At 37.5% G+C, this 26,059-nt stretch carries 31 protein-coding genes and 1 pseudogene; 28 read left to right on the top strand and 4 right to left on the bottom strand.

The window, feature by feature from the left end:
* Positions 1-38 precede the first annotated feature (38 nt).
* Entirely contained in the window at positions 39-329 is a 291-nt protein-coding gene (locus H532_RS0105340; protein ID WP_027724635.1) for a hypothetical protein, read from the top strand.
* Positions 330-596: 267 nt separating this feature from the next.
* Positions 597-773 carry a hypothetical protein gene (locus H532_RS20225; protein ID WP_155994977.1) on the top strand — a complete coding sequence of 59 codons (177 nt, stop codon included), beginning with the start codon at positions 597-599 and terminating at the stop codon, positions 771-773.
* A 13-nt stretch (positions 774-786) separates the two neighbouring features.
* On the opposite strand, the gene H532_RS0105330 is transcribed toward H532_RS20225, so the two are convergent.
* Positions 787-1,056 (bottom strand): hypothetical protein, encoded by a 270-nt coding sequence (locus H532_RS0105330; protein WP_027724634.1) that lies wholly within the window; start codon positions 1,054-1,056, stop codon positions 787-789.
* Between the two features lie 203 nt (positions 1,057-1,259).
* Between H532_RS0105330 and H532_RS0105325 the strand changes: the two genes are divergently transcribed.
* The 13 genes from H532_RS0105325 to H532_RS0105265 all read left to right on the top strand — a co-directional run bounded on the left by H532_RS0105325 (position 1,260) and on the right by H532_RS0105265 (position 9,482).
* Positions 1,260-1,646 carry a terminase small subunit gene (locus tag H532_RS0105325; protein WP_027724633.1) on the top strand — a complete coding sequence of 129 codons (387 nt, stop codon included), beginning with the start codon at positions 1,260-1,262 and terminating at the stop codon, positions 1,644-1,646.
* Positions 1,647-2,879: a PBSX family phage terminase large subunit gene (locus tag H532_RS0105320; protein WP_027724632.1), complete on the top strand. Its 1,233-nt coding sequence runs from the start codon at positions 1,647-1,649 to the stop codon at positions 2,877-2,879.
* Positions 2,880-2,941: 62 nt separating this feature from the next.
* Positions 2,942-4,336, top strand: coding sequence for a phage portal protein (locus tag H532_RS0105315; protein ID WP_027724631.1), 1,395 nt, complete (start codon positions 2,942-2,944; stop codon positions 4,334-4,336).
* On the top strand, positions 4,326-5,246 hold the full coding sequence (locus H532_RS0105310) for a minor capsid protein (protein ID WP_027724630.1): 921 nt from the start codon (positions 4,326-4,328) through the stop codon (positions 5,244-5,246). The genes H532_RS0105315 and H532_RS0105310 overlap by 11 nt, the downstream gene beginning before the upstream one ends.
* 191 nt (positions 5,247-5,437) lie before the next feature.
* Positions 5,438-6,094, top strand: a complete 657-nt coding sequence (locus H532_RS0105305; protein ID WP_027724629.1) for a capsid assembly scaffolding protein Gp46 family protein — start codon at positions 5,438-5,440, stop codon at positions 6,092-6,094.
* Between the two features lie 70 nt (positions 6,095-6,164).
* Positions 6,165-7,034 carry a hypothetical protein gene (locus H532_RS0105300; protein WP_027724628.1) on the top strand — a complete coding sequence of 290 codons (870 nt, stop codon included), beginning with the start codon at positions 6,165-6,167 and terminating at the stop codon, positions 7,032-7,034.
* 46 nt (positions 7,035-7,080) lie between these two features.
* Complete coding sequence (locus H532_RS0105295) at positions 7,081-7,314, top strand: hypothetical protein (RefSeq protein WP_027724627.1); 234 nt, start codon at positions 7,081-7,083, stop codon at positions 7,312-7,314.
* Complete coding sequence (locus H532_RS0105290) at positions 7,314-7,577, top strand: hypothetical protein (RefSeq protein WP_027724626.1); 264 nt, start codon at positions 7,314-7,316, stop codon at positions 7,575-7,577. The genes H532_RS0105295 and H532_RS0105290 overlap by 1 nt, the downstream gene beginning before the upstream one ends.
* Positions 7,578-7,587: 10 nt before the next feature.
* Entirely contained in the window at positions 7,588-7,923 is a 336-nt protein-coding gene (locus tag H532_RS0105285) for a phage head-tail connector protein (RefSeq protein ID WP_027724625.1), read from the top strand.
* On the top strand, positions 7,923-8,210 hold the full coding sequence (locus H532_RS0105280) for a hypothetical protein (protein WP_155994976.1): 288 nt from the start codon (positions 7,923-7,925) through the stop codon (positions 8,208-8,210). The genes H532_RS0105285 and H532_RS0105280 overlap by 1 nt, the downstream gene beginning before the upstream one ends.
* Positions 8,210-8,584: an HK97-gp10 family putative phage morphogenesis protein gene (locus H532_RS19465; protein ID WP_051263156.1), complete on the top strand. Its 375-nt coding sequence runs from the start codon at positions 8,210-8,212 to the stop codon at positions 8,582-8,584. Before H532_RS0105280 ends, H532_RS19465 begins: the two co-directional genes overlap by 1 nt.
* A complete protein-coding gene (locus H532_RS0105270) occupies positions 8,581-8,907 on the top strand; it encodes a hypothetical protein (protein WP_027724623.1) in 327 nt (108 codons plus the stop codon). Before H532_RS19465 ends, H532_RS0105270 begins: the two co-directional genes overlap by 4 nt.
* Before the next feature lie 14 nt (positions 8,908-8,921).
* Positions 8,922-9,482, top strand: a complete 561-nt coding sequence (locus H532_RS0105265) for a major tail protein (protein WP_027724622.1) — start codon at positions 8,922-8,924, stop codon at positions 9,480-9,482.
* A gap of 47 nt (positions 9,483-9,529) precedes the next feature.
* Here the strand turns inward: H532_RS0105265 and H532_RS0105260 are convergent, their stop codons facing one another.
* Complete coding sequence (locus H532_RS0105260; RefSeq protein WP_027724621.1) at positions 9,530-9,823, bottom strand: hypothetical protein; 294 nt, start codon at positions 9,821-9,823, stop codon at positions 9,530-9,532.
* Positions 9,824-9,942: 119 nt separating this feature from the next.
* Here H532_RS0105260 and H532_RS0105255 point away from each other — a divergent pair, with 119 nt between their 5' ends.
* The 9 genes from H532_RS0105255 to H532_RS19450 all read left to right on the top strand — a co-directional run bounded on the left by H532_RS0105255 (position 9,943) and on the right by H532_RS19450 (position 20,660).
* Entirely contained in the window at positions 9,943-10,323 is a 381-nt protein-coding gene (locus H532_RS0105255; protein WP_027724620.1) for a hypothetical protein, read from the top strand.
* A 194-nt stretch (positions 10,324-10,517) separates the two neighbouring features.
* Positions 10,518-13,499, top strand: coding sequence for a phage tail tape measure protein (locus H532_RS19460; RefSeq protein ID WP_027724619.1), 2,982 nt, complete (start codon positions 10,518-10,520; stop codon positions 13,497-13,499).
* A complete protein-coding gene (locus H532_RS0105245) occupies positions 13,499-14,926 on the top strand; it encodes a hypothetical protein (RefSeq protein WP_027724618.1) in 1,428 nt (475 codons plus the stop codon). Before H532_RS19460 ends, H532_RS0105245 begins: the two co-directional genes overlap by 1 nt.
* The gene (locus H532_RS0105240) at positions 14,913-15,353 is read left to right on the top strand and encodes a hypothetical protein (RefSeq protein WP_027724617.1); all 441 of its coding nucleotides are present in this window, start codon (positions 14,913-14,915) and stop codon (positions 15,351-15,353) included. Before H532_RS0105245 ends, H532_RS0105240 begins: the two co-directional genes overlap by 14 nt.
* Before the next feature lie 10 nt (positions 15,354-15,363).
* On the top strand, positions 15,364-16,455 hold the full coding sequence (locus tag H532_RS0105235; protein WP_027724616.1) for a hypothetical protein: 1,092 nt from the start codon (positions 15,364-15,366) through the stop codon (positions 16,453-16,455).
* Positions 16,456-16,471: 16 nt separating this feature from the next.
* Positions 16,472-16,732 (top strand): hypothetical protein, encoded by a 261-nt coding sequence (locus H532_RS0105230; RefSeq protein WP_027724615.1) that lies wholly within the window; start codon positions 16,472-16,474, stop codon positions 16,730-16,732.
* A gap of 21 nt (positions 16,733-16,753) precedes the next feature.
* On the top strand, positions 16,754-16,987 hold the full coding sequence (locus H532_RS19455) for a BhlA/UviB family holin-like peptide (RefSeq protein WP_051263155.1): 234 nt from the start codon (positions 16,754-16,756) through the stop codon (positions 16,985-16,987).
* A 42-nt stretch (positions 16,988-17,029) separates the two neighbouring features.
* Complete coding sequence (locus tag H532_RS20680; RefSeq protein ID WP_155994974.1) at positions 17,030-17,743, top strand: glucosaminidase domain-containing protein; 714 nt, start codon at positions 17,030-17,032, stop codon at positions 17,741-17,743.
* 100 nt (positions 17,744-17,843) lie between these two features.
* Positions 17,844-20,660, top strand: a complete 2,817-nt coding sequence (locus tag H532_RS19450; protein ID WP_051263153.1) for a discoidin domain-containing protein — start codon at positions 17,844-17,846, stop codon at positions 20,658-20,660.
* Positions 20,661-20,700: 40 nt separating this feature from the next.
* On the opposite strand, the gene H532_RS0105210 is transcribed toward H532_RS19450, so the two are convergent.
* Together H532_RS0105210 and H532_RS17925 are read right to left on the bottom strand one after the other, a co-directional pair.
* Positions 20,701-20,991: a hypothetical protein gene (locus H532_RS0105210; protein ID WP_027724614.1), complete on the bottom strand. Its 291-nt coding sequence runs from the start codon at positions 20,989-20,991 to the stop codon at positions 20,701-20,703.
* A complete protein-coding gene (locus tag H532_RS17925; RefSeq protein WP_051263152.1) occupies positions 20,988-21,629 on the bottom strand; it encodes an ERF family protein in 642 nt (213 codons plus the stop codon). Before H532_RS17925 ends, H532_RS0105210 begins: the two co-directional genes overlap by 4 nt.
* Before the next feature lie 784 nt (positions 21,630-22,413).
* Between H532_RS17925 and H532_RS20220 the strand changes: the two genes are divergently transcribed.
* The 4 genes and pseudogenes from H532_RS20220 to yhbH all read left to right on the top strand — a co-directional run bounded on the left by H532_RS20220 (position 22,414) and on the right by yhbH (position 25,863).
* Positions 22,414-22,581, top strand: a complete 168-nt coding sequence (locus H532_RS20220) for a hypothetical protein (protein WP_155994973.1) — start codon at positions 22,414-22,416, stop codon at positions 22,579-22,581.
* Between the two features lie 56 nt (positions 22,582-22,637).
* A pseudogene (locus H532_RS17920) lies at positions 22,638-23,672 on the top strand (protein prkA); the annotation flags it as partial.
* Positions 23,673-23,797: 125 nt separating this feature from the next.
* The gene (gene lepB, locus H532_RS0105190; protein ID WP_027724613.1) at positions 23,798-24,349 is read left to right on the top strand and encodes a signal peptidase I; all 552 of its coding nucleotides are present in this window, start codon (positions 23,798-23,800) and stop codon (positions 24,347-24,349) included.
* Between the two features lie 347 nt (positions 24,350-24,696).
* On the top strand, positions 24,697-25,863 hold the full coding sequence (yhbH, locus tag H532_RS0105185; RefSeq protein WP_425426230.1) for a sporulation protein YhbH: 1,167 nt from the start codon (positions 24,697-24,699) through the stop codon (positions 25,861-25,863).
* The last annotated feature ends 196 nt before the right edge of the window (positions 25,864-26,059 follow it).

The following is a 26,059-nucleotide window of genomic DNA, read 5'->3' as shown; positions in this document are numbered from 1 at the left end:
CTATAAGACGAACATACGTTCCGAAAAGGAGGGTTAAAATGTTCTACTCGAAAAAATCGATTTACTTAATTATCGAGAATAGATTGTTATTCGAACATACCTATAAAAGTCCGGATTCTTATTCATTTATTGCCTACCTCGATGTATTCCATACCGCTTATCAAAGACTCCATCCAACAGAACAAAAATTTCTAAATGATTGGAGCCAAGGGCTTTCCGTCTCCGATCTCTCCAAAAAATATAATCTTCGAACAGAAAGTATCAAAAAACGAAAAACGCGTTTGGTTAAAAAAATATATAACTTATTGAATGGTGTTGAATCAGACTAATGCAACAAAATCATTTTTTGACGTTATCTTTCACGAAACGTGCAACAATGCAACAAAAATGACGTTATTCATTCACAAAACATTTCTCCGGGTAAGAAAACTTCCTGACAAAAAACAAAAACCCCCCATTTCGGAAGGTTTTTGTTTTGTAAAGAAACATATAAGAAATTATTAAAATATCATGGTTCCATCATATCCAAAACATGGTTATATTGTCAATAGTTAAGTCCATATTTTTATTAATTTTTGTCCGAATGGAGGTAGGACATGGATTCAGAAGTAAGAAAAATTTATCAAAACTTAAAACACAAACATTACAGAGATAAAGAAGCTTGGGAAAAATTCATCGATAACGAATCTCGGCAGACCCGCCGTCGATTAAAAAAACAACGCGAACACGAAACATTAACAGACCCGTCAAGTTTTGAATTTAAAGCCTATTAAGTAATTGGAATTTTTACTCATTCACTTTTTCATATAAAATTTTGTGAAATTCACTCCAGTTTTCGATGTATACCGTCTTCCTATGTTCAATACCACTTAAAAACGCGTGTTTAATTTGAAGATCAAGAAATTTATAGGTTGCTTCATCTTTTAAAAACCACGCGGTAAAAAATAAATAGTCATAATAAGTGATAATGAATGCTTTTTCTGGGTCTTTTTCCATGTGTACTATTTTGAATTTGTTCAGGTCGATAGTTATCGACACCGTGTTTTCTTTTTCCATATTATTCTCCTTTTTTTAGTGTTAACATTTACAATCTAACAAAATCCACACATTTTGTCCATATTTCCCATAATTTTTTTTAATAGTGATTGAGAGTTAAACTAGTTCAATTTTAAGAAGTCAATCAACTCTATATAATTTTTTCATAACTGTTATGAACTATTATTGATAGTTATTGAGAATTTAAAGAAAGGGGGACTTAAATGCCAAAAACAAAAGAGAAAATGACGGAAAAACAAAAACGGTTTTGTGATTACTATATCCAAAATCCGAATGCCACCTGGGCGGCTAAAATGGCTGGATACTCTCCAAAAACTGCATACAAGATAGGAATTGAAAATTTATCAAAACCAGTAATTAAGGAATATATAGCAAAACGCAATAAACAATTGGAATCCGAACGCATTGCCGATATCGAAGAAGTGAGGGAATTTTGGAGTAAGGTTTTAAGGGATGAAGGATTAGAAATGAAGGACAGAATAAAGGTTTCGGAATTAATCGCAAAATCCCACGGAGCATTCTTGGAAAAAGTTGATGTAAATGCAAATGTCGAAACAGAAATAAATGTTCGTTTGGTAGATGATGAATAATTGAATATTAACATTTCCAAAAAGGTTTTTGCTCCGGTTTATTTAAAGCACCACGCTCTTGAAAATACTGACCGTTATTTAATTCTTTATGGCGGGGCGGGGTCAGGTAAATCTGTTTTTGCATCCCAAAAAATCCTTTTTCGTCTTCTCAAAGAGAAAAATCAAAGGTTTTTGGTCGTGCGAAAAGTCGCTGCAACCCTGAAAAATTCCGTTTACGAATTATTAAAAGATACTATTTCAAGATGGGGACTATATCCATATTTCACGGTTACTAAATCGCCTCTTGAAATCACATGCAACCTTAACGGAAATAAAATATTATTTGTCGGAATCGACGATCCAGAAAAACTAAAATCCATTGCTGGGATTACTTCCATATGGGTCGAAGAAGCAACAGAGTTAACTCAGGAAGATTTTCAACAACTCGACCTACGTTTAAGGGGAAAAACCAAAACTTATAAACAAATCATCATCACATTTAACCCGATATCCGAACACCACTGGTTAAAGAAATATTTCTTCGATAACACCCCAGAACATACCACAATTATTAAAACCACCTATCTTGATAATCCCTTTTTAGATGATTCCTATAAAAGAACACTTGAAAATTTAAAAAACAAAGATGAAAACTACTATCGAATATATGCCTTAGGGGAATTTGGCCAATTAGGAAAAATGGTTTATCCAAATTACTCCATTAAAGATTTTGATATATCCCTACTTGATAATTTTTATTATGGAAATGATTTCGGTTTTAACGACCCGATGGCCTGGATAGAAGTGGCGTACGACAAAAAGGCTGAAACCATTTATGTTTGTCGGGAATTTAAAAAGAGTGGCTTGACCACTAGTGATTTAGCTCAAGAATTAAAAAAGCGAATGAGTCTTAGAGATATTCTTATTTGTGATTCTGCGGAGCCAGACCGCATTGAAGAATTAAGGCGGGCTGGATTTAAAAATGCACGACCAACGAAAAAAGGAAGGAATTCAATTAATTTTGGAATTGATTGGATTAAATCTCGAAAACTTATTATCCATCCATCTTGTGTGGAGTTTATTAAGGAGATCCAAACCTATCAATACATGAAAGACAATAAAACAAACGAATATTTGGACAAGCCCGTAGATGCAAATAACCATTTACTCGATGCTTTACGATATGCCTTAAATATGGAAATGAATAAAAACCATAGAAGGATAGGTTTAAGTAAGCATGCCTTCGGTTTGTAAAATTTTCAATAACAATTATTAACCATTATTAAAAGTTATTGAAAATCAGAAAGGGGGACAATATGGAAGGTTTAAGCGATAAAAGTCTGCTTGACTTCATTAATGATTTAATTAACAGTAATGCTTCAAAAATTAACGAACAAAATAAATATATGACCTATTATTTAGGGGAAAATGATGTCGATAAAAAAACCGACGACCTTAATAAACCTAATAATATTTTGAAATTCAATTTTGCAGAGTTGGTTATTGAAACCAACCATAGCTATTTATTTTCAAATCCAATCAGTTACGATTCAAAAGACAATCCGGCTGCCAAAAAATTTATTGATTATTTACGGGTTATTAACCACGATAACGACGAAGAATTCCATACCGCATCGATCGGAAAATCAGCGGCTATTCGTGGGGAAGCTGTGGAAATTGTTAATATTGACCCACAAGGAAATATTCAATTAATCGAAACCCCATCGACAGAATGGGTGTTTTTTAATTTTAACAATAAAGAGTATGCCTTGCGTCATTATGAAGTTGAACGGTGGGTACCTCAAGGGAACAGTTATGAAAAAAAAGATATCACTAAAGTTGAAATTTATTCTGATACACAAATCGAACGATATGAGATTATTGAAGACAATCTATATATCGAACAAGGATACCCCAAACCCCATTATTTTGAACAAATCCCTGTTGTGGTATACGAAAATAAATCCACTAATGAAATTGGTGGACAATCAGATATTAAAAACATTGTTAACCTCATCGACGGCTACAACAAAGCCATGTCGGCGATTGCGGATACGATAGAATACAACAGCGACCCTTATTTGGTTTTAATCAACCTCGGATTAACAGCTGGATTATCAGAAGAAGAAGCAAGAGAAGAAGTCGACCGAATGCGAAAAGCTCGCCTTTTGGAATTTACAAGCGATAGCCAAACACAAGCCGACGCCAAATTCCTGCAGTGGGATAATAACATTGAAGCCTACGAATTATTCTTAAATCGTCTGGTTCGAAAAATCTTTATTCTTTCGTTTACTCCTGACCTTTTCACCAAAGAAGGCCAAATCACGGCTGATTCTGGGATAGCCCTCCAAATTAAACATTCCGGAACCGATATTAAATCAAATGCCAAAATAAAAGCTTTCGTGAAGGGCTTAAGGAAACGCTTAAAACTGATTGCGATTGCTTTAGAAAAACAAGGCTTGGGAGATTTCTATTCCAGTGGGGCTTATCGAGATGTAAATATCAGTTTTAATAAATCCATGCCGGTCAATATTTCTGATGAAATTGAGACCGCTGTGAAGGCTTTAGGTGTATTGTCTCACCGTACAGTTATTGAGAAATTTATTTCTAAAGTTGACAACGCAGAAGAGGAGTTAAAACGCATTGAAGAAGAACAAGGCACCCCTATTAATTTAGGTGAACCAACAATGGAGGATCCAAATGGCGAATAATCGAAACACTTTGGGTTATTCCATTGTGGATTATCGAAATAATGTCATTTTAAAACAGGAAAAAGCCTTTCTAACAAGTCTTACGAAACTTTATCAATCATCACACGGAAAACTTAGGACCTATCTAGCTATTTTGTTTGAGAAATACGGGGATAAAGACGGGAAATTAAAACAAGAAGAACTCCTCAAATATAAACGTTATTTGACGATTAAAAAGGATATTCAAGACATTATTAAGGAACAAGGGAAAGAGGAGTTAAAATTATTAAATCATCAACTTAATAGCATTGTTGAAGATGAACACAACTATTCTTTATTCCTTTTGTTTTCTCTTGGAATGATAAAAACCAATCAGGTTAAGCCCTTAACCTCCGGTGAACGAAATAAAATAATGAATTCCATTTGGTATGGTGAGCATTTTTCGGATACCTTATCAAAGCATAAAGGGCAATTAGCTAATAACCTTTATTTATCTATCTTTACTTCCTCATCCACCGGCCTCACTTTAACAGATGCCACACAGATTACAAAGAAAAAACTTGAAACCGGAATAAAAAACACCCAACGCATTTACCAAACTGAGCAACAACGTAAAAGAATTGATTCTGCCCTATTAGCGTTCAATGAAAAAGGGCATTATAGTGGAAAATATCAATGGTTGGCGACTCTTGATGAAAGGACTTGCCATATTTGTAGGGAATTTGACGGGAAATATTATGAATTGGACAAACTCCCGAAGTATCCGAGTCATCCCTATTGTCGTTGTGTCGTTTTACCCGATTTAGAATCCTATGGTGTTGAGCCTATTTCTTATCGGGCGGCCCGTGACCCCAGAACCCGGAAAACCTATTTAACAACGGCAAAAAATTACCGAGAATGGCAAATTAAACAGGGGCTAATTTCCTCATAACTTGTCCGTATGAAGGATAGAAGGATTTATAAATTATTGATTTCAAAAAAACCTAAAAACAAATATGCCTCTGTAAGGCCCAGGACGGGGCCTATTTCGTGTTTTAATTAAACTTGAGGGGTTTTATATTCTGAACTCTAAAAAACTATTAGAGGGCAAAATATGAAGCAACTCGTAAAAGGAGATAGATTATGACTTTAGAACAATTAAAACAAATGTTAAAAAACGGCGAGATTAATCAAGAACAGTTCGATAAAAAGGTAAAAGAACTGGGGTTGGATAATCAAGACGATAAAAAAGACAAAAAGGGAGAAAATGGTGATTTTGATATATCCAAGCTTTTGGAAAGCGAGGAATTCAAAAAAGTCTTAGAGAAAGCGCAACAGTCGGCGGCAGACAAAGTCCGAAGTGAATACTCCCAAAAATTAAAGGATATTCAATCGAAATACGATGAACTCAAAAACGAAAAGTTAACCGATGAAGAAAAATTCCAATTGGAAAAACAAAAATACGAAGAAGAAAAGCGCGCATTTGAAAAGCAAAAACTTGATTTTGAATTTACCAAACACCTTGCTAATGAAAAATTACCGATTGAATTAAATGATTTTGTTCCGGGTTCTGACATTGAAAAGAAAAAAGAGAACCTGAAAACCTTAATGGAGATTATTGACGGGTTTGTACAGGAAAAAGTAAAAGCAAAATTCCGTGAACAAGGTCGGGATGTCGAAACCGGAAAAAAAGATTCTAAAACATTAACCAAAGAAGATTTTCAAAAAATGAGTATTGACGAAAAAATTGCACTTGCTGAAAGTGACTACGAAACTTATAAGCGCCTTGCAACTGTGTAATACGTTCGTTATTTCGAACGTTTTTTGTATGTGAAAAATTTTATGTGAAAAAAATGGGGGAAAAAGATAAATGGCAGATGAATTAATTAAAAACCAAGTGATTAAAGACGCGGTACAAGCAGAACTTAAAAATTCGTTGGTGTTTTCAAATTTAGCTGGTGTTGTCGAAGAAAATTTTGACCTGAAAGGTGCAGGAGCTGGTGACACGATTACCTTTACACAATTCGATTTATCGAACGTCACTTTGCAAGCTCTAAACCGTGGGGATTCTATTGAAGTTGACGAGTTAAGCCAATCGAGTTTCCAAGTAACAATCGAACAACTGGCAACCGGTAAACGGTTTTACGACCAAGATATCAAATATAATGTTTCTGGCGGAAGTCTTGAAGCTGAAGCCGTTCGGCACATTCAAATGGCTTTTGCCAATGGTATGGACGACATTGCGTTAAATGCTTTGGATGCAAAAGCTTTAGTTAACCAAATGGGGACTTTAACCGTATCGGGTATTTTAGATGCTGCGGAAGACCAATACGGTGAAAGAACTTATAAAGGCGGTATTGCGGCTTTAGCCATTCACCCGCGCGTATTGAAACAATTGCGCGCCGACAGTGAATTTGAACGTGCTGCGAGTTATATGACTCCGAATCCGGATCCAAATTCTTATCCACAAAGTCAGGCTGGTTTCCAAGAAGTCGGCCGCCTGGCTGGGCTTATTCCGGTGGTTATTTTTGATAAAATTCCGTTCGATGCTGAAAACAATATTTACCATAACCTTTTAATCCCGAAAAACTCCATTTTATCTGTTATTGGTAAGGATATGAATGTCGAACGGAAACGCGTGCCGGAGAAAAAAGCAACGGAAATTTATGCGGATTCTTTTGCGGGTGTAGCTGTTTTGGACCAACAACCATGGAGAAAAGCCATTCGCTTTGAAGCTTAATTTTAAGAGAGGGAGTTTCCCTCTCTTATTCTTTATGAGGTGAAATATGAGAATTTCTGATGTTTTAAAACTGATTAAAGAAAGAAAAGAACGAAACGAAAAATTTTTAGCCGCTCAAAAAAAGAAAAAAGAAAACACCCCAAAAAAAGAAAATGACGAAGGACAAGATGATGAAACCCCAAGGTGTAAGGGTTTGACACAAAACGGCGAGCAATGTAAACGCCTGGCCTTAGAAGGCAGCGAATTTTGTGCACTTCATCAGCCGAAGGGTGATAAATAATGGCGTTGTATAAACGGATTGAAATTGATTTAACGAAAGCCCGAAATAATGAAGTTATTGATTTTGGAAAGGTTTATAACTCTTTTCAAATCGTTTATAAAGATGCGGACTTTTCCTTTCGGGTGAATGACCCTTTTGAAGATGAGTTATTTACATCGGAAAATATTGAAGGCTTTACCGGAGAATGGGCCGTCCATCGACTATTCATAACCAATGGAGCAAACCCCCAACAAGGGGCAAAAGCGGTTATTTTGGCATTTTAGGAGGGATGAAATGATTACTGTTGATCGAGTGAAACAAGAACTCAATATTCCAAAAGAGGATACCTCCAAAGATGACCAAATTAAGTCAACCATTGATGATATGGTGTCTTGGATTCAGGAATATACGCGGAATCCAAAATTGTTCGTGGATATTGAAAAGCGGGCTCTTGACGATTGTCTCTTATATTTAACCCTTGAACGCCTTAGCCCATGCACCAAGCATGCTAATAGAGGTGGTAAGACAGGGGAATCGGTGGGGGGATATACCGTAAATTACATGGATGGTTTACCGTTCGAAATCCGGGTTATTCTTAATCAATTCACTAAAAGGATTTCTTATGTATGATGTCTGTTTATAAATTTGAAGTTGTAAAAAAAGAAAGTCAGAAAATAAGCCCCGGGAATTATCAAAATTCCTTTATCCCAATCGGTGAACTTTATTCGAGTTTTCCCCTTCCGACAAGTCCTCAAACTTCTCATACTTATGGTTATGACCCGATGAAAACCTATGAAATTTACACGATGGATGACATTAAAGAAAACAGTTATTTAAGAGCAAATGACATTGTTTATTATGTGCGTTTGGTTTTACCTTTCCCGAATCACAAAAAAGCTTTATTAGAGGTGGTGTAATGGGGAAAAAATTTGTTGATATTGATTTTGCAAACCGGGGACGCGAACTCGCCGAAGGGTTTACCAACGATTCGATTAAATTAGAATCCGCAATTGAAAAAAATTTATTTGTCGCGGCCAAGGCTGTTGAAAACGATGCAAAGCGCCTCTCGCCGGTCGATACAGGACAGCTCCGGGCTTCCATTGCGACAAGACAAAATGGGCACGGAGAAAATGTTGCATTTCAAGTTGGTAGTCAAGTTGAATATGCAAAATTTGTTGAATATGGGACCCGAAAAATGCGTGCCCAACCCTTTTTACGGCCCTCTCTTCAAAAAAATAAAGCTTTCATTAAAGACCAAATCGTAAAAGCTTTGAAGGAGTCATTTAAATGATTTATGAAACGATTGAAAATTCATTGACTCCAATAGCCCCGGTTTTTCTGTTTAATGCCCCTCCGGATTTCAATGAACTCCCTGTGATTATCTATCAACCGATTATTGCTGGATCTGGTTCAGAAGGTGATGACACCTATTCTGGAGAAACGATGAGCTTTTCAATTGATTTGTATTGTGAGACTTATGATTTTGACTTAGCCAAACAAGTAGAAAATACCTTAAAGGCTATTGAATTTGCCGAACGGATACCCGCGCCTCCCATTATTTCCGATGATGTGGTGCGGTTTCATTTTGAATTCCAATTTTATGAATTTGACTAGGGGGATAACGATATATGACGGTTAAAAAACTAAAGCCTTTCGGTCTTCGAGAACTCTGGATTGCACCGATTATTAAAGATGATGAAACCGGAACAGAATACGGTGAACTTATTCGATGCGAAGGGGTCCAAGAACTTAAAATGACCCCGACTGTTGAAACTTACCAACTCGAAGGTGACGACGGAATAATGGATACACAAAGTCAGCTTTTGGGTTATGAAATTGAATTTACAAACGGTGTGTTAACGTTCGATCAACTTAAAACCTTGGAAGACGGAACGGTCGAAGAAATTTATGACGAAGACGGGACAACGGTCATTGGCCAACGTTATACAACGAAAAGCGATTCACTTCCAAAACCGTTTGGTTTGATTGGTAAAGTTGTTGGTAAAACAAATCTCAAAGTGGCTTGCTTTAACGTGACAGCGGAGCCTGTTGAGGTTTCTTTCCAAGGTAAAGAATATTGCCTCGCATCGGTCAAAGCAACAGCCATCCGCCGCGAAAGCGATGGAAAAATCCGTACATTGATTGCAGAAGATACAGCAACACCGGCTTCACTTAATGATTTGGAATGATAAAAAGGGCCCTTTCGGGCCTTTTTTGATACATTTCATTTCTTTAATTATGAGGTTTGTTTTAACGAATGTTCTATGTAGTTCGATAGAAACGCGATAACCTCATAAGCTTTTTTGAAATACGGGTTATTTTTTCGGACTTTAATCGATTTCTTGTAATTTTTAATTTTTTCCGAGCCTGTGATTTCAATATGTGAACCGTTGATTTTTATGTAAAAACGATATTCATCGTCATTAAACTGCTCATCAAATTTGGATAAGTAATATTGGCCTTCTTCTCTTTCAAGCCGCCAACCACGAAATTCGGGGGTTAGCAGCGATTTTCTCAAATAATAAAACATGAGTTTGCCCCCTCTATGATTTCGTATAGACATTATACAAAAATGGGGGCCAAAAAATCCATGTAATTTAATATTTTTATATATTTTTTTAATTAAATTCCATAAATAGGAGTGTTTCCATGACACCTGAACAAGTTTTGGGCTATCGAGAAGTTAAAATTAACGACAAAATATATAAAATTGCTTTCAATGTTCGTGCAATGCTGAAGCTGAAACAAAAATTCGGAACCATTCAAGACATTTTTAACGAATTTGCAAAACAGGATATGGATTCCTTGGTCTTTATTATTAAAACCGGCCTTGAAAAATATCATAAAGATATTTCCCCAGAAGAATTACAAGAACAAATTGAAGACCTTGATTTCGGTGACTTCTTAATCCTCGTCAAACAAGCTTCCGAATTTCTCCTAACTCAAACCCTAAAAAGCCTTTCAGAAGAAGAAAGAGACGCTCTCCCGCCTGAAATGCAAGCTTTCCTGAACGAAGCTAAAAAAAAGTAGGACAAGCTGAAATCTCAGGAGATTTTGACTGGGATTTTTTACGATACATTGCGATTGTTCAATTTGGTCTAAGTAACGAAGACTTCTTAGACTCAACCATTGTCCAGCTTAATTCTCTTATTGATGAACACGAGAAATTTAAGAATGATGGCCAATCCGATGAAGAATTTTTTTAAGGGGGGGGGAGGGAATAAATGGCAGCCGATCAAGAAGTTCTTGTTGAGATAAAAGCCGACATTTCACAAATCAATAAACAATTAATGAAATTAGGCGAACAGTTTAAAAAAACAAGTGAAGACGCAGATAAAAAATTCTCCGGTTTAAACAAAACGTTTGAAAAAATAGGAAGCGGCGCAAAAGCAGCAACGAAATCCTTTTCTTTGTTGGGAAAAGGTTTTTCTAATATTTCTGGTTCTGTTAGTTTAATGAAAAAAGGCCTTTCAGGGGCAGCGAGTGGCATTTCTAATTTAGGAACCAAAGCGGCCGATGCAACCGCCAAAATAGCCAAATTTACAACCGTTATTGCAGGAATAGGTACAGCAGGAATTGGCCTTGCAACCAAAAAAGCCGCGGATTTTGAGGAAGAATTATCCAATATTCAAGCAGTCTCGGGTGCGACAACCGATGAAATGAAAAAACTCAAAGATTTATCCATTAAAATGGGTGCAGCGACGAAATATTCCGCATCTGAGTCGGCCCAAGGCATTGAGCAGTTGATTAAAGCCGGGGTTTCTTTAGATGATATAATGAACGGCGGTTTAGAGGGGGCCTTAAACCTAGCCACCGCTGGGGAACTCGACTTAGGAGAAGCAGCTGATATTGCCTCGAACGCTTTGAATGCCTTTAAGAAAGACGGTTTAACCGTATCTAAGGCTGCGGATATTCTAGCAGGAGCGGCGAATGCCTCCGCCACCGATGTTCGGGGGCTGCAATTAGGCCTTGCCCAAGCGTCCGCGGTCGCCTCCGGTGTTGGTTTAAGTTTCAAAGACACCGCAACATCTCTGGCCGTTATGGCTCAGAACGGTCTAAAGGGAAGCGATGCTGGCACCTCACTGAAAACTATGTTATTAGCCCTCCAACCACAAACCAAAGCCCAGACCACGTTATTTAAAAAATTAGGGATTATTACTAAAGACGGGGCAAATGCTTTTTTTGATGCACAAGGGCATATTAAATCCATGGCCGAAATTGCGGGCATTTTACAAGACAAATTAAAAGGAATGTCTGAACAACAACGGATCGCCACACTCCAAACTATGTTTGGGACCGACGCTGTTCGGGCAGCGAACATCTTATATAAAGAAGGCTCCAAAGGCATCGAAAAAATGGCGAAATCGATGACAAAAGTCAGTGCGGCCGATGTGGCAAAAACCAAAATGGACAACCTCAAAGGTGCCATTGAACAAATGAAAGGGTCAATTGAAACCGCCGAAATTACACTTGGAGAAGCCTTTACGCCGGCTTTAAAGAAAGTGGCCGAACACATTGACAAATTTGTTTCCCACTTAAACGATTCAGGGGCCATCAACAGATTTGCCAAATTCATTCAGGATTCGGCCATCCCGGCGGTTGCCAATTTTGCAGGAAATCTTAAAGACAAAATTACTCCTATTATATCGTCTTTTTATGACTACATCAAAACCCATACACCGGAAATAAAAACAATTTTTGAGGGCGTTTTCGGTGTGTTGGGAACCATTATTCAAAATGCGGCAAGTTTTGTCGGAAAATATGTCATACCGGAATTAGCTAATTTTGTCAAATATATACAAGAACACATGCCCCAAATTAAAGATATTTTGGGAAGTGTTTTTGATGGGTTCAAATCCGCAGCCAAAACCGTTTCGGGATATATTCAAAATAATATTTTTCCTATCTTTGGACAACTCATTTCCTTCATTCAAGAAAACCTCCCACAAATAAAAGATGTGTTCAAGGGCGTTTTTGATATCATGACAGGCTCCATGTCCAACACAAGTAAAACCATCCAAAATGTTTTAATTCCCATGATTCAAGACCTCTTGAAATGGTTCCAAGAAAACATGCCCCAAATCAAAGATGTAGCGAAACTTGCGTTCGACGTTATTTATAAAGCTATGAAGGCTCTCGGTGACGTAATTGTCGATGATGTTTTGCCCCTTTTAGGTTCACTCATTAATTTCATTTCCGATAATAAAGACACGATCGAAGTCGTCCTAACGAACGCAATAAATGTTGTCAAATTCGCTTTTGATTTATTAACGGGTGCCATTAAATTTGTTATGGACCATTTTGATAAATTGTTGCCGATTCTTGCTGGAATAACAGCGGCATTGTCCGTCCAATTCATTATTAATAAACTAGTTGGATTTTATAAGGCTTGGGCGACAGTTACAAAAACGCAAACCGCCCTACAATGGCTCCTGAACACAGCGTTAAACGCCAACCCGCTTGGACTTATTGCGATTCTCATAGGGGTTGTGGTCGCAGCTGGAGTCGCTTTATATAAAAACTGGGATACGATTAAAGCAAAACTCGCGGTTCTTTGGGATTCCTTGAAATCTGTATTTGGGAAAATCGGGAGTTTTATAAAAGGCATTTGGGATGGCATTAAAAAAGGCGCGAATACCTTGTGGGACGGATTAAAGAACGGCCTTAAAAAATTCGCTGATGGATTTATAGGAATTTGGGATGGAATTAAAAAGGGTATCCGGGTCATTGTTAATCCCATCATTGGATTTATTAACGGGATTTTATCCGGAATAGAAAAGATAATCAACGGTTTAGCAAGTGCCATCAACAAAATTCCTAAATTTAAAGTCCCCGATTGGGTTCCTGGAATCGGTGGCAAAAGTTTTGGGCTTCCCAAAATTGGTGAAATTCATCTACCTAGAATTCCGTCGCTTGCAACCGGTGGTGTAGTGGAAAATCCGACACTCGCCATGATTGGGGACGCTGGCGTAGGTAACCCAGAAATAGTTTCCCCTGAAAGGCTCATGCGGGAAATTGTTTCATCTGAGCTTTCAAAAGTGATTAACTCCATGATGAATAAAGCTAGGAGAATGAATAATAATTCAACAAGCGGGTCCCAAAAAATTGAAGTCCATTTACATGGAGACATGGCCGCTTTAGTCGATAAGGTTTCGATTAAACAACAAGAAGACATTTATTCAGCCTTAGGGGGTAGTTTTAGATAATGACATTTTTAAATCAAACCAAAATTGAATTATTGCCCCCTAAGGGGTCTTCTATTTTATTAAATACGTTTACAGATGTCTCAATTACACTGTCCCAAGACTCAAAAATCAAAAAATGTGATTTGACTGTAGAACGCTTGGACAGTGATTTAATAGATAAAATTCAAATCGGTTCGGAACTTAAAGTTTCAACCAAAAGACGGGATGAAAAAGATTATAAATTAGATTTCAAAGGAATAATTCAAGAAGCCCCAAAATCTCTTTCAGGACGTCTAAGAACCTTTCAAATATCAGCTTTAGCCGAAGCCTCAAAGCTTCAGGACATTCTCATTAACAATGCTTGGGAAAATCGATATATCCACGAAATCGTCCTTGATTTAATTAAAGAAGCCCCATTTTTGATTCCCGGATACATTCAAGAAGTCGATTACCAAATGACTATCATGTTTAAAAACAAATATTTATATGATTGTTTGGAGGATCTGGCTAATCCTTTGCTATTTACTTTCTCCGTTGATGAAAATAATGTGTTTAGTTTCTATAAACGGGAAGAAAAAACCAACGAAAAAATTATCACTTCGGGAATGTATAAAAGGGGAACTGCCAATTTTTCAAAAGACAAAAGCCAGATGGTTAATAATCTGATAGCCAGGGGAACAGACATTTCAGAAGACTACACGCAAACGATTTTCGGAGACGGGAAAAACACAGATTTTAGTCTAAACTATAAACCCCTTAAATCATCTTCCGGTAAAGTTGAAATCTATAAAAACGGCGAGCCGATTTCCATGGGAACGGCCGGTTTGCAAAGTTTCGAGGATTCAACGTACGATGCTTTATTAGACTACAGTTCACAAGTTATTAAATTTCGCGAAGCTCCGCTTGATACAGATGAAATCACGTTAATTTACCGTTATAACTATCCCATAACCAAAATTGTAAGGGACCAAAAATCTATTTCCATGCACGGTCAAAAAGATGCTGTCGTGGACTTTGGAGAACAAACTGTCGCAAGTTTGAATGATTTGGCTATTAATTATGTCGCAAAGTATTCAGAACCTATGATTCACGGGGAATTGACCGTATTTAATGATGATTGGGATTTAGGAATGACAACAATTAAAATCCCCGAACTCGGAATCGATAACGTATTGGAACTTACCGAAAAACAAATTAAAATTTCCCCTTCTTGGAAAGAAATAAACCTTAAATTCGAACAGAAGGTTAAAGTGACCACACAAATAAAAGATATATTGAAAAGACTAAAGGATTTGGAAGACCAAGGCAGCGGGGATGATTTGGTTCAAAGGTACAAATTATTAGAGGATAAATTAACTTTCCAAGAAAATATAACATTTAAGGAGCAATCCAATTTCTTCATTATCGGAAGAAATAAGATAGGTGATCCAATTTATGCGAGAGCGTGACGCCCTTCATGTGAGAGGACATATTTTAATCCGTGAAAATGGGAAACTCGTTAGCGAATACGACAATTTATTCTTGGATGCAGGTAAAGAAAAATTATTCAATATTTTAGCTGGTCTCGACAACGGAAATGAAACGTATTCCTATTTTGTTATTGGTGATGGGACGACCGAACCGACCGGAAGTGACACGAAGTTGGCCAACCAAAAATTTAGAAAACAAATAACCGATAGATATGTGATAAATGGGGTTCTATCGATTATTTGTTTCGTCGAAAACACCGAAGCAAATTTCCAATGGAAGGAAATTGGGTTGGAATTTGGGGGGAATGCCCAATATCCAGGAGTTTTATTTAATCGTGCGTTAATCGATGAAGACAAAAACGATATGAAACAAGTTGAAATCGAATGGCAAATTTCTATCGTTTAGGAGGAATTGAATGACTTTTAAACGTTTATTTAATGGCCAGGTATTAGATGAAGATAATTTTAACGGGATTATTGATAAATTAAAAGGCTTGAACCTCGGTCATTTTACGATTGATTATTCAAATAATAAAATAACTTTTGATGATGGATCCACCGTTACATTAACAAAAGATTCTAACGGGAGAACTACAAAAGTTAAAATAAGTTCTATTGAAATGACCAATAATACCCCATTCACGACAGTTGATTTTAAACATTATACAAATAGTCAAATTGATAATTTTTATGGTACTTTTGAAAATGCCATTGTAAATGATGAAAATGGATTGCAAATCCCACCTGAAATGATAGGATACAGCGGATTCACCGGAACAATTACTTTTTCAGAAACTAGACCAGATAAGGTTGTCTATGTTTCGGGGATAAAATATGAAAAATCATCAACCTATACCATAGACCGTGATTCCAATGGGAACATTATTGGAGGAAATGCGGGACTTTTTGAAAGTTGGCTGTTAGCGGAGTTGGGAAATGGTGGAGGTTCATCAATTACTAAAAACTCCATTGAAACAGAAGAATTAATTATCGATTATAGTGTTGGGAAAGCCATTCAAGCTATTCGGCCAAAAGTCGCATGGAGTGTCGGAGTTTATGCAAACGTGACTTTAAAACCCGATAGGGACTGGAACAAACTAAATTTCGATAAAGTTCAATTTGACCAATCGGATCAAACTGCTTTTTATCATGATAATGTAGACTCAAGAACTCTTGGATGGATTGATGAAGAAAAGAAATATCGCGTCCCATATGACGGGGTTTATCGGATTAATTGTTCGGTTCGTTTTAATAATATCCCCCCCGGATATCATTGCAAAATATCCCTCTGGAAAGGCGCCTCGCTTTATCGCGTTCTAGCGGAAACCACAACCTCTGGGAATACAAACAATTTCCTCTTAAGCGGCACGTGTCTAGCTCGTGCGTCTAGATATCAGCAACTTGAAATTTATTACTCCATTATTAGTGATGATGGAACATATTTTGATGGGGATTTATATCAAGAATCCACTTTCTTTGAAGGTGAATTGATTTACGTTACACATTAAAATTAGGAGGATGTATATGAATTTTAATTTACAAGACATTGCTTTAATTCCCGCCCTTGTTGGCGTCATTCAATTATTAAATTTAACGGGTCTTCCGAAAAAACTAAGTCCTATTATTTCCCTCATTTTGGGGATTTTAATAGGAATTTTTTATGTCTCCCCGGGGGACCTAAAAACGGGTATTTTATCTGGTGTGGTTTTGTGTCTGTCCAGCCTTGGGCTTTATTCCGGGGCTAAAAACTCAATACAAGTAATTAATCAAAATAATCAAAAGTAAAAGGGCTGAGGCCGTTTGGAAATGGATATTGTGCAACTCATAACAGAATATGGAATTATCCCTTCTTTATTCATTTATCTTTTCTTCTTTACCATCAAAAATAACAAAGAACGCGAGGAACGCCTTATTCAAGAATCCAAAGAACGTGAAGAAAGATTGTATGAGCTTATTGACAATATGACTGAAAAATATGACACATTATCGGGCAAAATTGATGATTTAAAAGAATCCATTGAAAAAAAGGAAAAGGAGTAATGACTTATCAATAGTTTTATAAAAGAAGTGGCACCATTTGCTGTGGCAACGATGAAAAAATATGGCGTGTTGGCGAGCCTTTCGATTGCTCAGGCCGTTTTAGAATCAAATTGGGGTAAAAGTGGACTAGCCCAAAAAGGCAAGAACCTATTTGGAATTAAAGGAAGTTATAAAGGCCAATCAATCACCATGCCGACGACGGAATATGTCCACGGGAAACCTACAAAAGTCAATGCGAAATTTAAAAAATATCCCTCTTATCAGGAATCATTTAACGACCATGCCCTATTATTTGTTAGTGGTGTTTCTTGGGACAGAAATCATTACAAACCGGTTATAACGGCTAAAGATTACAAAGAAGCTTGCGTACAGGTTCAAAAATGTGGATACGCAACAGACCCAAATTACTCCAAAAAATTGATAAAAATCATTGAGGATAACCACCTATATGAATACGACTCCCCCTCTTCAAAACCTCAAGCCCAACCTTCTAAAAAACCACCTTCCAAAAAAATTAAACTTCCTAATGTGATTCTTAAAAAAGGGGATAGAGGAGAAAATGTCAAAACTCTTCAAGAGGCGTTATGCTCGGTTCATTTTTATCCCGATAAAAATGCAAAAAATCATGGTTGTGATGGCATTTTCGGCCCCAAAACGGAGGATGCTGTCAAGCGCTTCCAGTCGGTTTACCTGCCTCATGAAGTTGATGGGATTTATGGTCCGCATACCCGAGAAAAGCTCCTTAAATTGTTATGAATAATCAATAATAATTATTAAATTTCATTAAAATCGCAAATTTGGGCCGAAATTGGCCCTTTTTTGCATTTTTATTTTTTGCCTAGGGGGAATACCTTTCATGCCAATTTTTACAGACCGATTTAAACGATATGTAGACACGAAAATTTCTGAAATTGAACTAAACGGATCGGGAATTAAAAAATTTAATACTACCTCAGAACGATTAGGCTACCAAGGTCAAGACGGGGAAGTGGTAGCCGATTTAGAAACAGATTTAATTTATATTTGGGATTCCCCAACTAGTTCTTGGAAAGAAACCGGCCATAGTTATTTAGATTTGGAAACGCGTTTTCAACCTAAAGGGGACTACGCGCTAAAAACGGAACTTCATTCCCATAGTAATAAATCAGCCCTTGACCGTTTGGGGATAAATTCAAACAACAAACTAACAATAGACGGACAAGAAATCTCAGGTAATGGCGGTTCAACGGTTTCTGATTCGACAATAAATGGAAATATTGTTGTTGATGGGAATGAAATCAAGGTTTATGATGATTCCTCTATTATTCAAGAACTAGGACAAATGGCCAATTTAACCGATATTCCTGTATTTGATAATAAAGAGACGTTAGATAAAATAGGGGAAGATGAAAACGGAGATTTAATTTTTAATGGTTCGCCTATTAGTGGGGCAGGTTCGGTTGTTGAAAAATCCCAAACAAACGGAAATATTATTGTAGACGGAAATGAAGTTGTTGTTTTTGATGATTCTTCTATTATTCAAGAATTAGGGCAAAAAGCTAATGTAACTGACATTCCCGTTTTCGATAATAAAGATGTACTGGATAAATTATCGGAGAATAATGGGGAATTGGAATATAACGGCCAACCGATAGGTGGCAGTGGAAGCGGAATCCCGATGTATGATAATATCGATTCTTTCCCAGAACCAGAACAATTAGACCAAATTGTCTTTAACAAAGGTGATTCCTCTTTTTATCGATCCGTTGGATTAGGAAGCGGAAATCCCATTCCAAAAATGACCGGGAATACTACAGATGGGGTGACGGTGTCAGCTTCTTCTGTTTATCAAAACTCATCAAATTACGCTGCTTTCAAGGCATTTGATGGAAATGCGTCAACCTATTGGACTCCAAATGTGAATAATGCGGGATGGCTTCAAATAGACTTTGGGAAACAAAAAATTATTAAGCAATACGGTTTTAAAATCGGTTCGTTTAATTATTCTCCAAAAGATTTTACATTCCAAGGTTCCAATGATGGTGTTAATTGGGATATTTTGGATTCCGAAAGTATAACGGACTGGGTAGCCGGCGAGACCCGAAATTGGGAAATAGAAGACCCTAAACCTTACAGGTACTACAAACTCGATATTACTTCTGTTAACCATATTGACTACCAGCCACAAATTTGGGAAATCAGTATGGTTGAATTATTATGGGAAAGGTTAACAGAAACTCCTCAGGAAATTAAAGAAAATTTGGGGAGTAAAATAGAAGTCTCGCAAACAAACGGAAATATTTTAGTTGATGGAGACGAGGTCAAAGTATACGACGATTCCGATATTAAAAATGATATCGAATCCATTCAAAATACATTAGAAGACCTAAACGGATATAACCCAGTCCCAATCATGACCGATTATACCAATGGAGAAATAACCATAACAGAAAGCTCAAACGCTGGTGCTGGTTTTGAAGCCTGGCGTGCATTTGACGGGATTTCAAATAATGACAACCTCGCTTGGGCTGCAAATACCTATACGGGATGGCTTCAGGTAGACTTTGGAGAAGAAAACAAAATTAACATTATAGGATTTTCGTATACCGCTAGGGGATCCCATTACAAAACATCCGCCACGGCTTTCACATTGCAAGGTTCAAACGATGGATCAACGTGGGTGGATATTTATTCACAAAATGGGTTATCCTGGAGCCTATTTGAAACAAAAACATTTAAATTTGACAACCAAGAAAGCTATCGATATTATCGACTGAATGTCTCTAATGACCCCGTAAATACCTTCGTGGCGATTGCGGAATTAACTTTTATAGCGAACAAAAGCATGTCCTCTTCGGTTAGCGGCATCCCCAAATATGACAATATTGATTCCTTCCCTCATCCCGAACAATTAAACCAAATTGTATTCAATAAAGAAGATTCCTCCTTTTATCGCTCTATTGGGATAGGAAACGGCGATCCGATACCACAAATGGACGGGAATACAAAAGACGGCATTACGGTTTCGGCTTCTTCTGTTTATCAAAACTCCTCGCGCTACTTTGCCTTTAACGCATTTGACGATAATAACACGACTTATTGGACTCCAAACGTGAATAACACAGGATGGCTACAAATAGATTTTGGAAAACAAAGGACTATAAGACAATATGGGTTTAAAATTAATCTAACCGATTACGCTCCAAAAGATTTTACATTCCAAGGTTCCAATGATGGTGTGAACTGGGATATTTTAGATTCTCAAAGTATCACGGATTGGACAACAGGAGAGGCCCGAAATTGGGATATTGAAAACCCGAGACCTTACCAATATTACAAACTCGACATAACTTCTGTTAACCGCCTTAACTATCAACCCCAAATATGGGAACTCAACGTTGTGGAACAATTGTGGGAGAGGTTAACGGAAACTCCGGAAGAGATTGAAAATAAGTTAATTGCATTAGAAAACTCCATAATAAACAAAAATTCATCATCTCAAACCATCCCAGCCGGCCAAGAAATAACCATCAATAATATTCCACAAAATGCTATTGTTCAGGTAGAGACCGATTTGGGGGACAGTAGTTATTTAGTAAATGACCCAGAAATTCAAATAAAAAAGGTTGGTTCCGATCTTATCATTAAAAATAACGGCGCAACCGATAAAAATGTAAATGTGATAATTCTTTAAGGGTTTAACAACAATAAATAGGGTATAAAAAAGAGAGGGCCTAAGCCCTCTTTTTCTTTTTTTTGTTTTCGAGAAACGTGGAAAGGTTTGATTTATCCCGGCGGTGATAGAATCCATTTTCATTTTGGTCAATCGAAAGGAGGTCCATAAGACCAATTAAAGCCAATTCCGTGAAGGTGATTCTGTATCCGTAATCTTCAAGCAACCGCATATCCGAGCGAATTAAATCAAATAATTCCTTATTAAAGCGAAGTTCTTTTCTGACTTCCTGTTTTGTTTTTAACCGTTTTTTCAAATCAAAGAAACGTTCCCATTTTTCAAGCTTATTCACGATGCTTTACCACCTTTTAAATATTCAATAACGTCCGAAGCTTGTTTTGTATTGATTGTTCTTAAATCGTCAAATTTAAAGCGTTCCTTTAAATCGTTTACAATTTCCATTGGTGTTTTTTGGGTTCTGTTTTTTTCTTCATCGAGCAGCCGTTTCAGATACCTTAATTGTTTCTCGGATGCTACGGGAACTTCTTGCGGGTCACCGTTACTTTTATCGACGTTTTCGTCGCTTTCCGGGTCATCACCGGTTGGAAGCATAAAAGTTTTCATCAATGCGTATTTTTGAGCGCCTGTCATGGCTTTGTATGGCCCCTTGTCTCCAGGGTCTTGGCCTTCGCCAACGCTCGTAAATGAGATGGTTTCTCCGCTGTCTCCATCAATGAAGGTAAATTCGACTTCTAAAGTAGTAATGTATTCGATATTTCCTTTTTGGTTTGTGTGTTCTCGAATGTCTCGTTTTTTTACCGAAGGAATCAGCATGACGTTACGCCTTGCCAACTCCTCCCGAATTTTTTCAACCACGTCAGATTCAGTAACAAACGAATATTTGTGGAAGTTATTGAAACCCTTCTTTTGAATGTATTTCACGGATTTCATAACCTCCGATAATTTTTTAACAAGCATGTTTTCCGCCATGCCGATCGCCTCCTCTATTAATGTTATACATCAAAAATCAAAAATTTGTTAAAAAATGTAATATTTTTCCAGAAATACGGAAATCCGGGTTATAATAATACAGAAATCCGGAAATCCGATGTTAAATAACGGAAAGAAAAACAGATGGTCACACGGCCATCTGTCTTCAAGGAGTGAACAGGGGAAAGACATTCAGTAAGGGTCATGATGGTTTGCGAGATTATATAAAAAAACTGTGTATTTTTTATGCTTCTATTATACAAAGGGACAACGGATATTCGATAGGACTCACAGCAACTTTTTATAAAAATTGAATCTATATTTAAAATTCACCGGAGGGGGGGAAAAACAAAATTTCAACTCCTAAAAACACCCCCCCTCCGGGAATTAACAAAAATGCTTACACATTAATAAATATTTACTAATAAACAGCTATAATTCCTTTTATTCGATTTTTTTGAATCAAAAATGAATATGAACCAAAAAAAGGAAGAAAAAAGACCCGATTTCGAATGAAACCGGATTTCATTAATCTAATAATGTCGAAACTTGACGATGCTTTCCATTTATTTCAATTATAAGAAACAATTACTCCGATTATCAACCTCGAAAATTTTTTTTAAAAAAATTAATTTTTTCTGCATAAGTCCCCTTGGATTTCGACTTTTCCTTTATATAATGATTACACCTTAAGGGGCTTACATAGTTTTAACAGGAATTCTACATAGATGAAATAAAGACAAGCCCTTCCAACATAGAGATATATCGAGGGGGAAATGACATCATGGAGAAAATCTTAATTGAAAACAAATATGGAATAGTTGTGTATGATCCGGAAGTCCAAAATTTAAATAAAATAACCGAGACTGAATTTAATCAAATCATTGCCAAACTCCTGATTAAAAATGAAATATTAAAACAGCAAAAACAACAAAAACAAAAAAGCGCCTGATTAAATCGGGCGCTTTTTTTATTTATTATTTTTGACTTAATCATATAACATCCATTGAGATGATTATTGCGCATACGAACGAGGCCGAGTATCGCTCATTTATTTCTAACAAGAAAAACGAGGCGCTTCATTCGCGGATTATCGTCATGCCCATACCATATAATTTAAAGGTTAGCGAAGAAGAACGGATTTATAAAAAGATGATCGCCCAAAGCGATATGGCTGACGTCCACATTGCCCCCCATGCGCTAAAGACGGCCGCGATGTTTTCCATTCTCACGCGACTTAAGCCTTCGAAACTGCGCGGCATTGACTTAGTCAAGAAAATGAAACTGTATGATGGGGAGAATGTGGAAGGCTTCAACGATGCTGATCTTTATGAGTTGAAAAACGAGTATCAGGATGAAGGAATGTCCGGCATCGATCCGAGATATGTTATCAATCGCATTTCTTCTGCCATCATTAAAAAAGACGTGCCATCCATCAATGCGCTGGACGTCTTAAGATCACTAAAAGAAGGACTTGACCACCATCCATCGATTTCCCAAGAAGATAAGGAAAAATATATGAATTTTATCACGCTTGCCCGCCGCGAGTATGATGAGATTGCTAAGCAAGAGGTGCAAAAAGCGTTTGTCTACTCGTTTGAGGAATCCGCGAAAACGCTTCTTAATAATTACCTTGATAACGTGGAAGCCTACTGCAATAAAAATAAACTTCGCGATCCGATCACGGGTGAAGAAATGGAACCCGATGAAAAACTGATGCGCTCCATAGAAGAGCAAATCGGTATTTCCGAAAACGCCAAAAAAGCGTTTAGGGAAGAAATTTTGATCCGCATTTCGGCCTATGCCCGCAAAGGGAAGAAATTTGATTACCAGTCGCATGAACGGTTGCGTGAGGCCATTCAGAAGAAACTCTTTGCTGACCTTAAAGACGTCGTCAAAATTACGACCTCCACGAAGACCCCGGATGAAACGCAATTAAAGCGCATCAATGAAGTGATCGCCCGGTTGATTGATGAGTACGGTTATAATTCAACGTCTGCTAACGAATTACTAAATTATGTCGGGAGTTTGTTAAACCGTTAAGAGGATGGAAAATATATAAAGGTTTTGCAACCGAAGTTGTTCTTGTGACGCGCCAAAAATAGTGGTAGGATAAATTTAGTTATGTCATAACGATCGATGCATGAAAACGGATTGGAGGGGCCCTTTTGAAAAAAGATAAGAGGGAAGCGTTTGAATGGCTGAAGGCACTGGCGATTGCAGTTATCATTGCCATCGTCATTCGCAGTTTTATTTTTACCAACTATATTGTTGAAGGTCAGTCCATGATGCCCACTCTCCAAGACGGTAACCGCTTAATTGTCAATAAAATCGATTACGATATCACAAAACCGCATCGTTTTGACATCATCGTGTTCCATGCTACGCCGACAGACGATTACGTCAAGCGCGTGATTGGTTTACCCGGAGATAGCATTGAATACAAAAATGATGTTTTATATATTAACGGTAAAAAAGTCGATGAACCTTATTTAAAACCTTATAAAGAACAGCTTGTCAGCGGGTTATTGACGGAAAACTTCACCTTAAAAGAAATCACAGGTGTCGAACGTGTCCCTAAGGGCAAGGTTTTTGTCATGGGTGATAACCGCCGAAACAGTGTAGACAGCCGCCGTTTCGGTTTTGTCGATATGAATCAGATCGTCGGTAAAGTCGATTTGCGTTACTGGCCATTTTCGGAATTTAATATGATGCATTAGTAAAGAAAGCCTTTCGTTAATCATGCGAAAGGCTTTTTTAATCTGATTAAAGAAGTTTTTGACTTATCAGGCCAGCATAAGGTCAACGAAGGCTTTGCCCTCGCCTAAATGGCTTGGCAGAGCCAAGTTTTTTCATCTACGATGATAAACGCGAATTTTTGGCAAGAAGTCGTTCAGGCTTGCATAAGATACTATAATAAACTCCCTTTACGGAATATTAAGGCGATTTAAATTTCCGAATATAGAGGATGTCTTAAGCAAGATAGGCTTTAGACGATCGCTTGCTGTCGCCACGAGTTTTCGGCTTACAGGTTTGGATATCCATAATGCCAAGGATAAGGAAGGGGATGACAGCATTGAAGTCTTATTTGATTTCTGAGGAGAATTGGGATTTACATCGCAAAGGTTACCAAGATCAACTCCGACATATGGAAAAGGTAAAAGAAGCGATAAAGGAAAACTTGCCCGACCTCATCAGTGAAGAAAGCATTATTTTAACCGATGGGAAAGGTATCACTAGGATTCCGATCCGCTCATTAGATCAATACAAGATTCGCTATAATTTGGATGACCGTGAACAAGTCGGTCAAGGTAATGGTAACTCCAAAGTCGGAGACGTCATTGCCAAATTACCGCCGCAGTCAGCTAAAGGAAGTGGCAAAGGGCAAAATGCCGGCGACCAACCGGGTATTGATTATTATGAAGCCGAAATATCTTTAATGGACATTGAGGAAGTGTTCTTCAAGGAATTAGAACTGCCAAATTTACGAGAAAAAGATGACACCGACTTGGTTGTGGACCACATTGATTTCCGCGATATCCGCAAAAAAGGCTTGATGGGGAATGTCGATAAGCGAAAGACCATCCTTGCTGCTTTAAAGCGGAATGCGATGAAAGGAAAACCGTGCATCAACCCGATTACTGAAGATGACTTGCGCTTTAAAACATGGGACGAAGAAGAACGCCGTGAAAGCAAAGCAGTCGTCTTGGCACTCATGGACACGAGCGGTTCGATGGGAATTTGGGAGAAATATGTCGCCCGCAGTTTTTACTTTTGGATGACGCGGTTTTTAAAAACAAAATATGAAACCGTCGAAATCGTCTTTATCGCGCACCACACGGAAGCGAAGATTGTCACGGAAGACGAATTTTTTAATAAAGGTGAAAGCGGCGGCACGATTTGTTCATCGGCCTACCGATTGGCTTTAGAGCTCGTTGAGTCGCAGTTTTCTCCAAAACGTTATAATATTTATCCTGTTCATTTTTCAGACGGTGATAATTTATCTTCGGATAACAAACGCTGCGTGGATTTAGTAAAACATCTACTGGAGGTTTCCAGTTGTTTATTTTACGGTGAAATTAACCCGTATAACCGCCGCTCAACACTCATGAATGTGTTTCAAGAAATTCACGATGAGCATTTTCGAAAATACGTGTTAAAACAAAAAAGCGATGTGTATGAAGCGATGAAACATTTCTTCAGCAATCGAAAGCCCATGTCTCACGCTGGTTAAGAAAAAGCCGCCAATTGTCAAGGTTATGACAAACGCCACACCTGAATGATGGATTGTAAAGGGTCTCTTCCGCGATGAAGAAGCACCCTTTTTATTTTACTGTTAAGAAATCAGTCAGATAAGTGCAGCTAAGACTCTGCCTTCGCATGAAAAGCTTGGTGGAATTTTCTTTAGGCTTTCATAACCCAGACTTTTC

The organism is Tuberibacillus calidus DSM 17572 (assembly GCF_000430685.1).
Taxonomy (GTDB): domain Bacteria; phylum Bacillota; class Bacilli; order Bacillales; family Sporolactobacillaceae; genus Tuberibacillus; species Tuberibacillus calidus.
Note: the sequence above shows the minus strand (reverse complement) of the source record. Positions and strands in the feature narration are given on the sequence as shown.

Excerpts from the sequence above, each read along its gene's own strand:
- H532_RS0105340 (WP_027724635.1), top strand. The coding sequence starts at position 39 with ATGTTCTACTCGAAAAAATCGATTTACTTAATTATCGAGAATAGATTG.
- H532_RS20225 (WP_155994977.1), top strand. The coding sequence starts at position 597 with ATGGATTCAGAAGTAAGAAAAATTTATCAAAACTTAAAACACAAACAT.
- H532_RS0105330 (WP_027724634.1), bottom strand. The coding sequence starts at position 1,056 with ATGGAAAAAGAAAACACGGTGTCGATAACTATCGACCTGAACAAATTC.
- H532_RS0105325 (WP_027724633.1), top strand. The coding sequence starts at position 1,260 with ATGCCAAAAACAAAAGAGAAAATGACGGAAAAACAAAAACGGTTTTGT.
- H532_RS0105315 (WP_027724631.1), top strand. The coding sequence starts at position 2,942 with ATGGAAGGTTTAAGCGATAAAAGTCTGCTTGACTTCATTAATGATTTA.
- H532_RS0105310 (WP_027724630.1), top strand. The coding sequence starts at position 4,326 with ATGGCGAATAATCGAAACACTTTGGGTTATTCCATTGTGGATTATCGA.
- H532_RS0105305 (WP_027724629.1), top strand. The coding sequence starts at position 5,438 with ATGACTTTAGAACAATTAAAACAAATGTTAAAAAACGGCGAGATTAAT.
- H532_RS0105300 (WP_027724628.1), top strand. The coding sequence starts at position 6,165 with ATGGCAGATGAATTAATTAAAAACCAAGTGATTAAAGACGCGGTACAA.
- H532_RS0105295 (WP_027724627.1), top strand. The coding sequence starts at position 7,081 with ATGAGAATTTCTGATGTTTTAAAACTGATTAAAGAAAGAAAAGAACGA.
- H532_RS0105290 (WP_027724626.1), top strand. The coding sequence starts at position 7,314 with ATGGCGTTGTATAAACGGATTGAAATTGATTTAACGAAAGCCCGAAAT.
- H532_RS0105285 (WP_027724625.1), top strand. The coding sequence starts at position 7,588 with ATGATTACTGTTGATCGAGTGAAACAAGAACTCAATATTCCAAAAGAG.
- H532_RS0105280 (WP_155994976.1), top strand. The coding sequence starts at position 7,923 with ATGTCTGTTTATAAATTTGAAGTTGTAAAAAAAGAAAGTCAGAAAATA.
- H532_RS19465 (WP_051263156.1), top strand. The coding sequence starts at position 8,210 with ATGGGGAAAAAATTTGTTGATATTGATTTTGCAAACCGGGGACGCGAA.
- H532_RS0105270 (WP_027724623.1), top strand. The coding sequence starts at position 8,581 with ATGATTTATGAAACGATTGAAAATTCATTGACTCCAATAGCCCCGGTT.
- H532_RS0105265 (WP_027724622.1), top strand. The coding sequence starts at position 8,922 with ATGACGGTTAAAAAACTAAAGCCTTTCGGTCTTCGAGAACTCTGGATT.
- H532_RS0105260 (WP_027724621.1), bottom strand. The coding sequence starts at position 9,823 with ATGTTTTATTATTTGAGAAAATCGCTGCTAACCCCCGAATTTCGTGGT.
- H532_RS0105255 (WP_027724620.1), top strand. The coding sequence starts at position 9,943 with ATGACACCTGAACAAGTTTTGGGCTATCGAGAAGTTAAAATTAACGAC.
- H532_RS19460 (WP_027724619.1), top strand. The coding sequence starts at position 10,518 with ATGGCAGCCGATCAAGAAGTTCTTGTTGAGATAAAAGCCGACATTTCA.
- H532_RS0105245 (WP_027724618.1), top strand. The coding sequence starts at position 13,499 with ATGACATTTTTAAATCAAACCAAAATTGAATTATTGCCCCCTAAGGGG.
- H532_RS0105240 (WP_027724617.1), top strand. The coding sequence starts at position 14,913 with ATGCGAGAGCGTGACGCCCTTCATGTGAGAGGACATATTTTAATCCGT.
- H532_RS0105235 (WP_027724616.1), top strand. The coding sequence starts at position 15,364 with ATGACTTTTAAACGTTTATTTAATGGCCAGGTATTAGATGAAGATAAT.
- H532_RS0105230 (WP_027724615.1), top strand. The coding sequence starts at position 16,472 with ATGAATTTTAATTTACAAGACATTGCTTTAATTCCCGCCCTTGTTGGC.
- H532_RS19455 (WP_051263155.1), top strand. The coding sequence starts at position 16,754 with ATGGATATTGTGCAACTCATAACAGAATATGGAATTATCCCTTCTTTA.
- H532_RS19450 (WP_051263153.1), top strand. The coding sequence starts at position 17,844 with ATGCCAATTTTTACAGACCGATTTAAACGATATGTAGACACGAAAATT.
- H532_RS17925 (WP_051263152.1), bottom strand. The coding sequence starts at position 21,629 with ATGGCGGAAAACATGCTTGTTAAAAAATTATCGGAGGTTATGAAATCC.
- H532_RS20220 (WP_155994973.1), top strand. The coding sequence starts at position 22,414 with ATGGAGAAAATCTTAATTGAAAACAAATATGGAATAGTTGTGTATGAT.
- yhbH (WP_425426230.1), top strand. The coding sequence starts at position 24,697 with ATGACAGCATTGAAGTCTTATTTGATTTCTGAGGAGAATTGGGATTTA.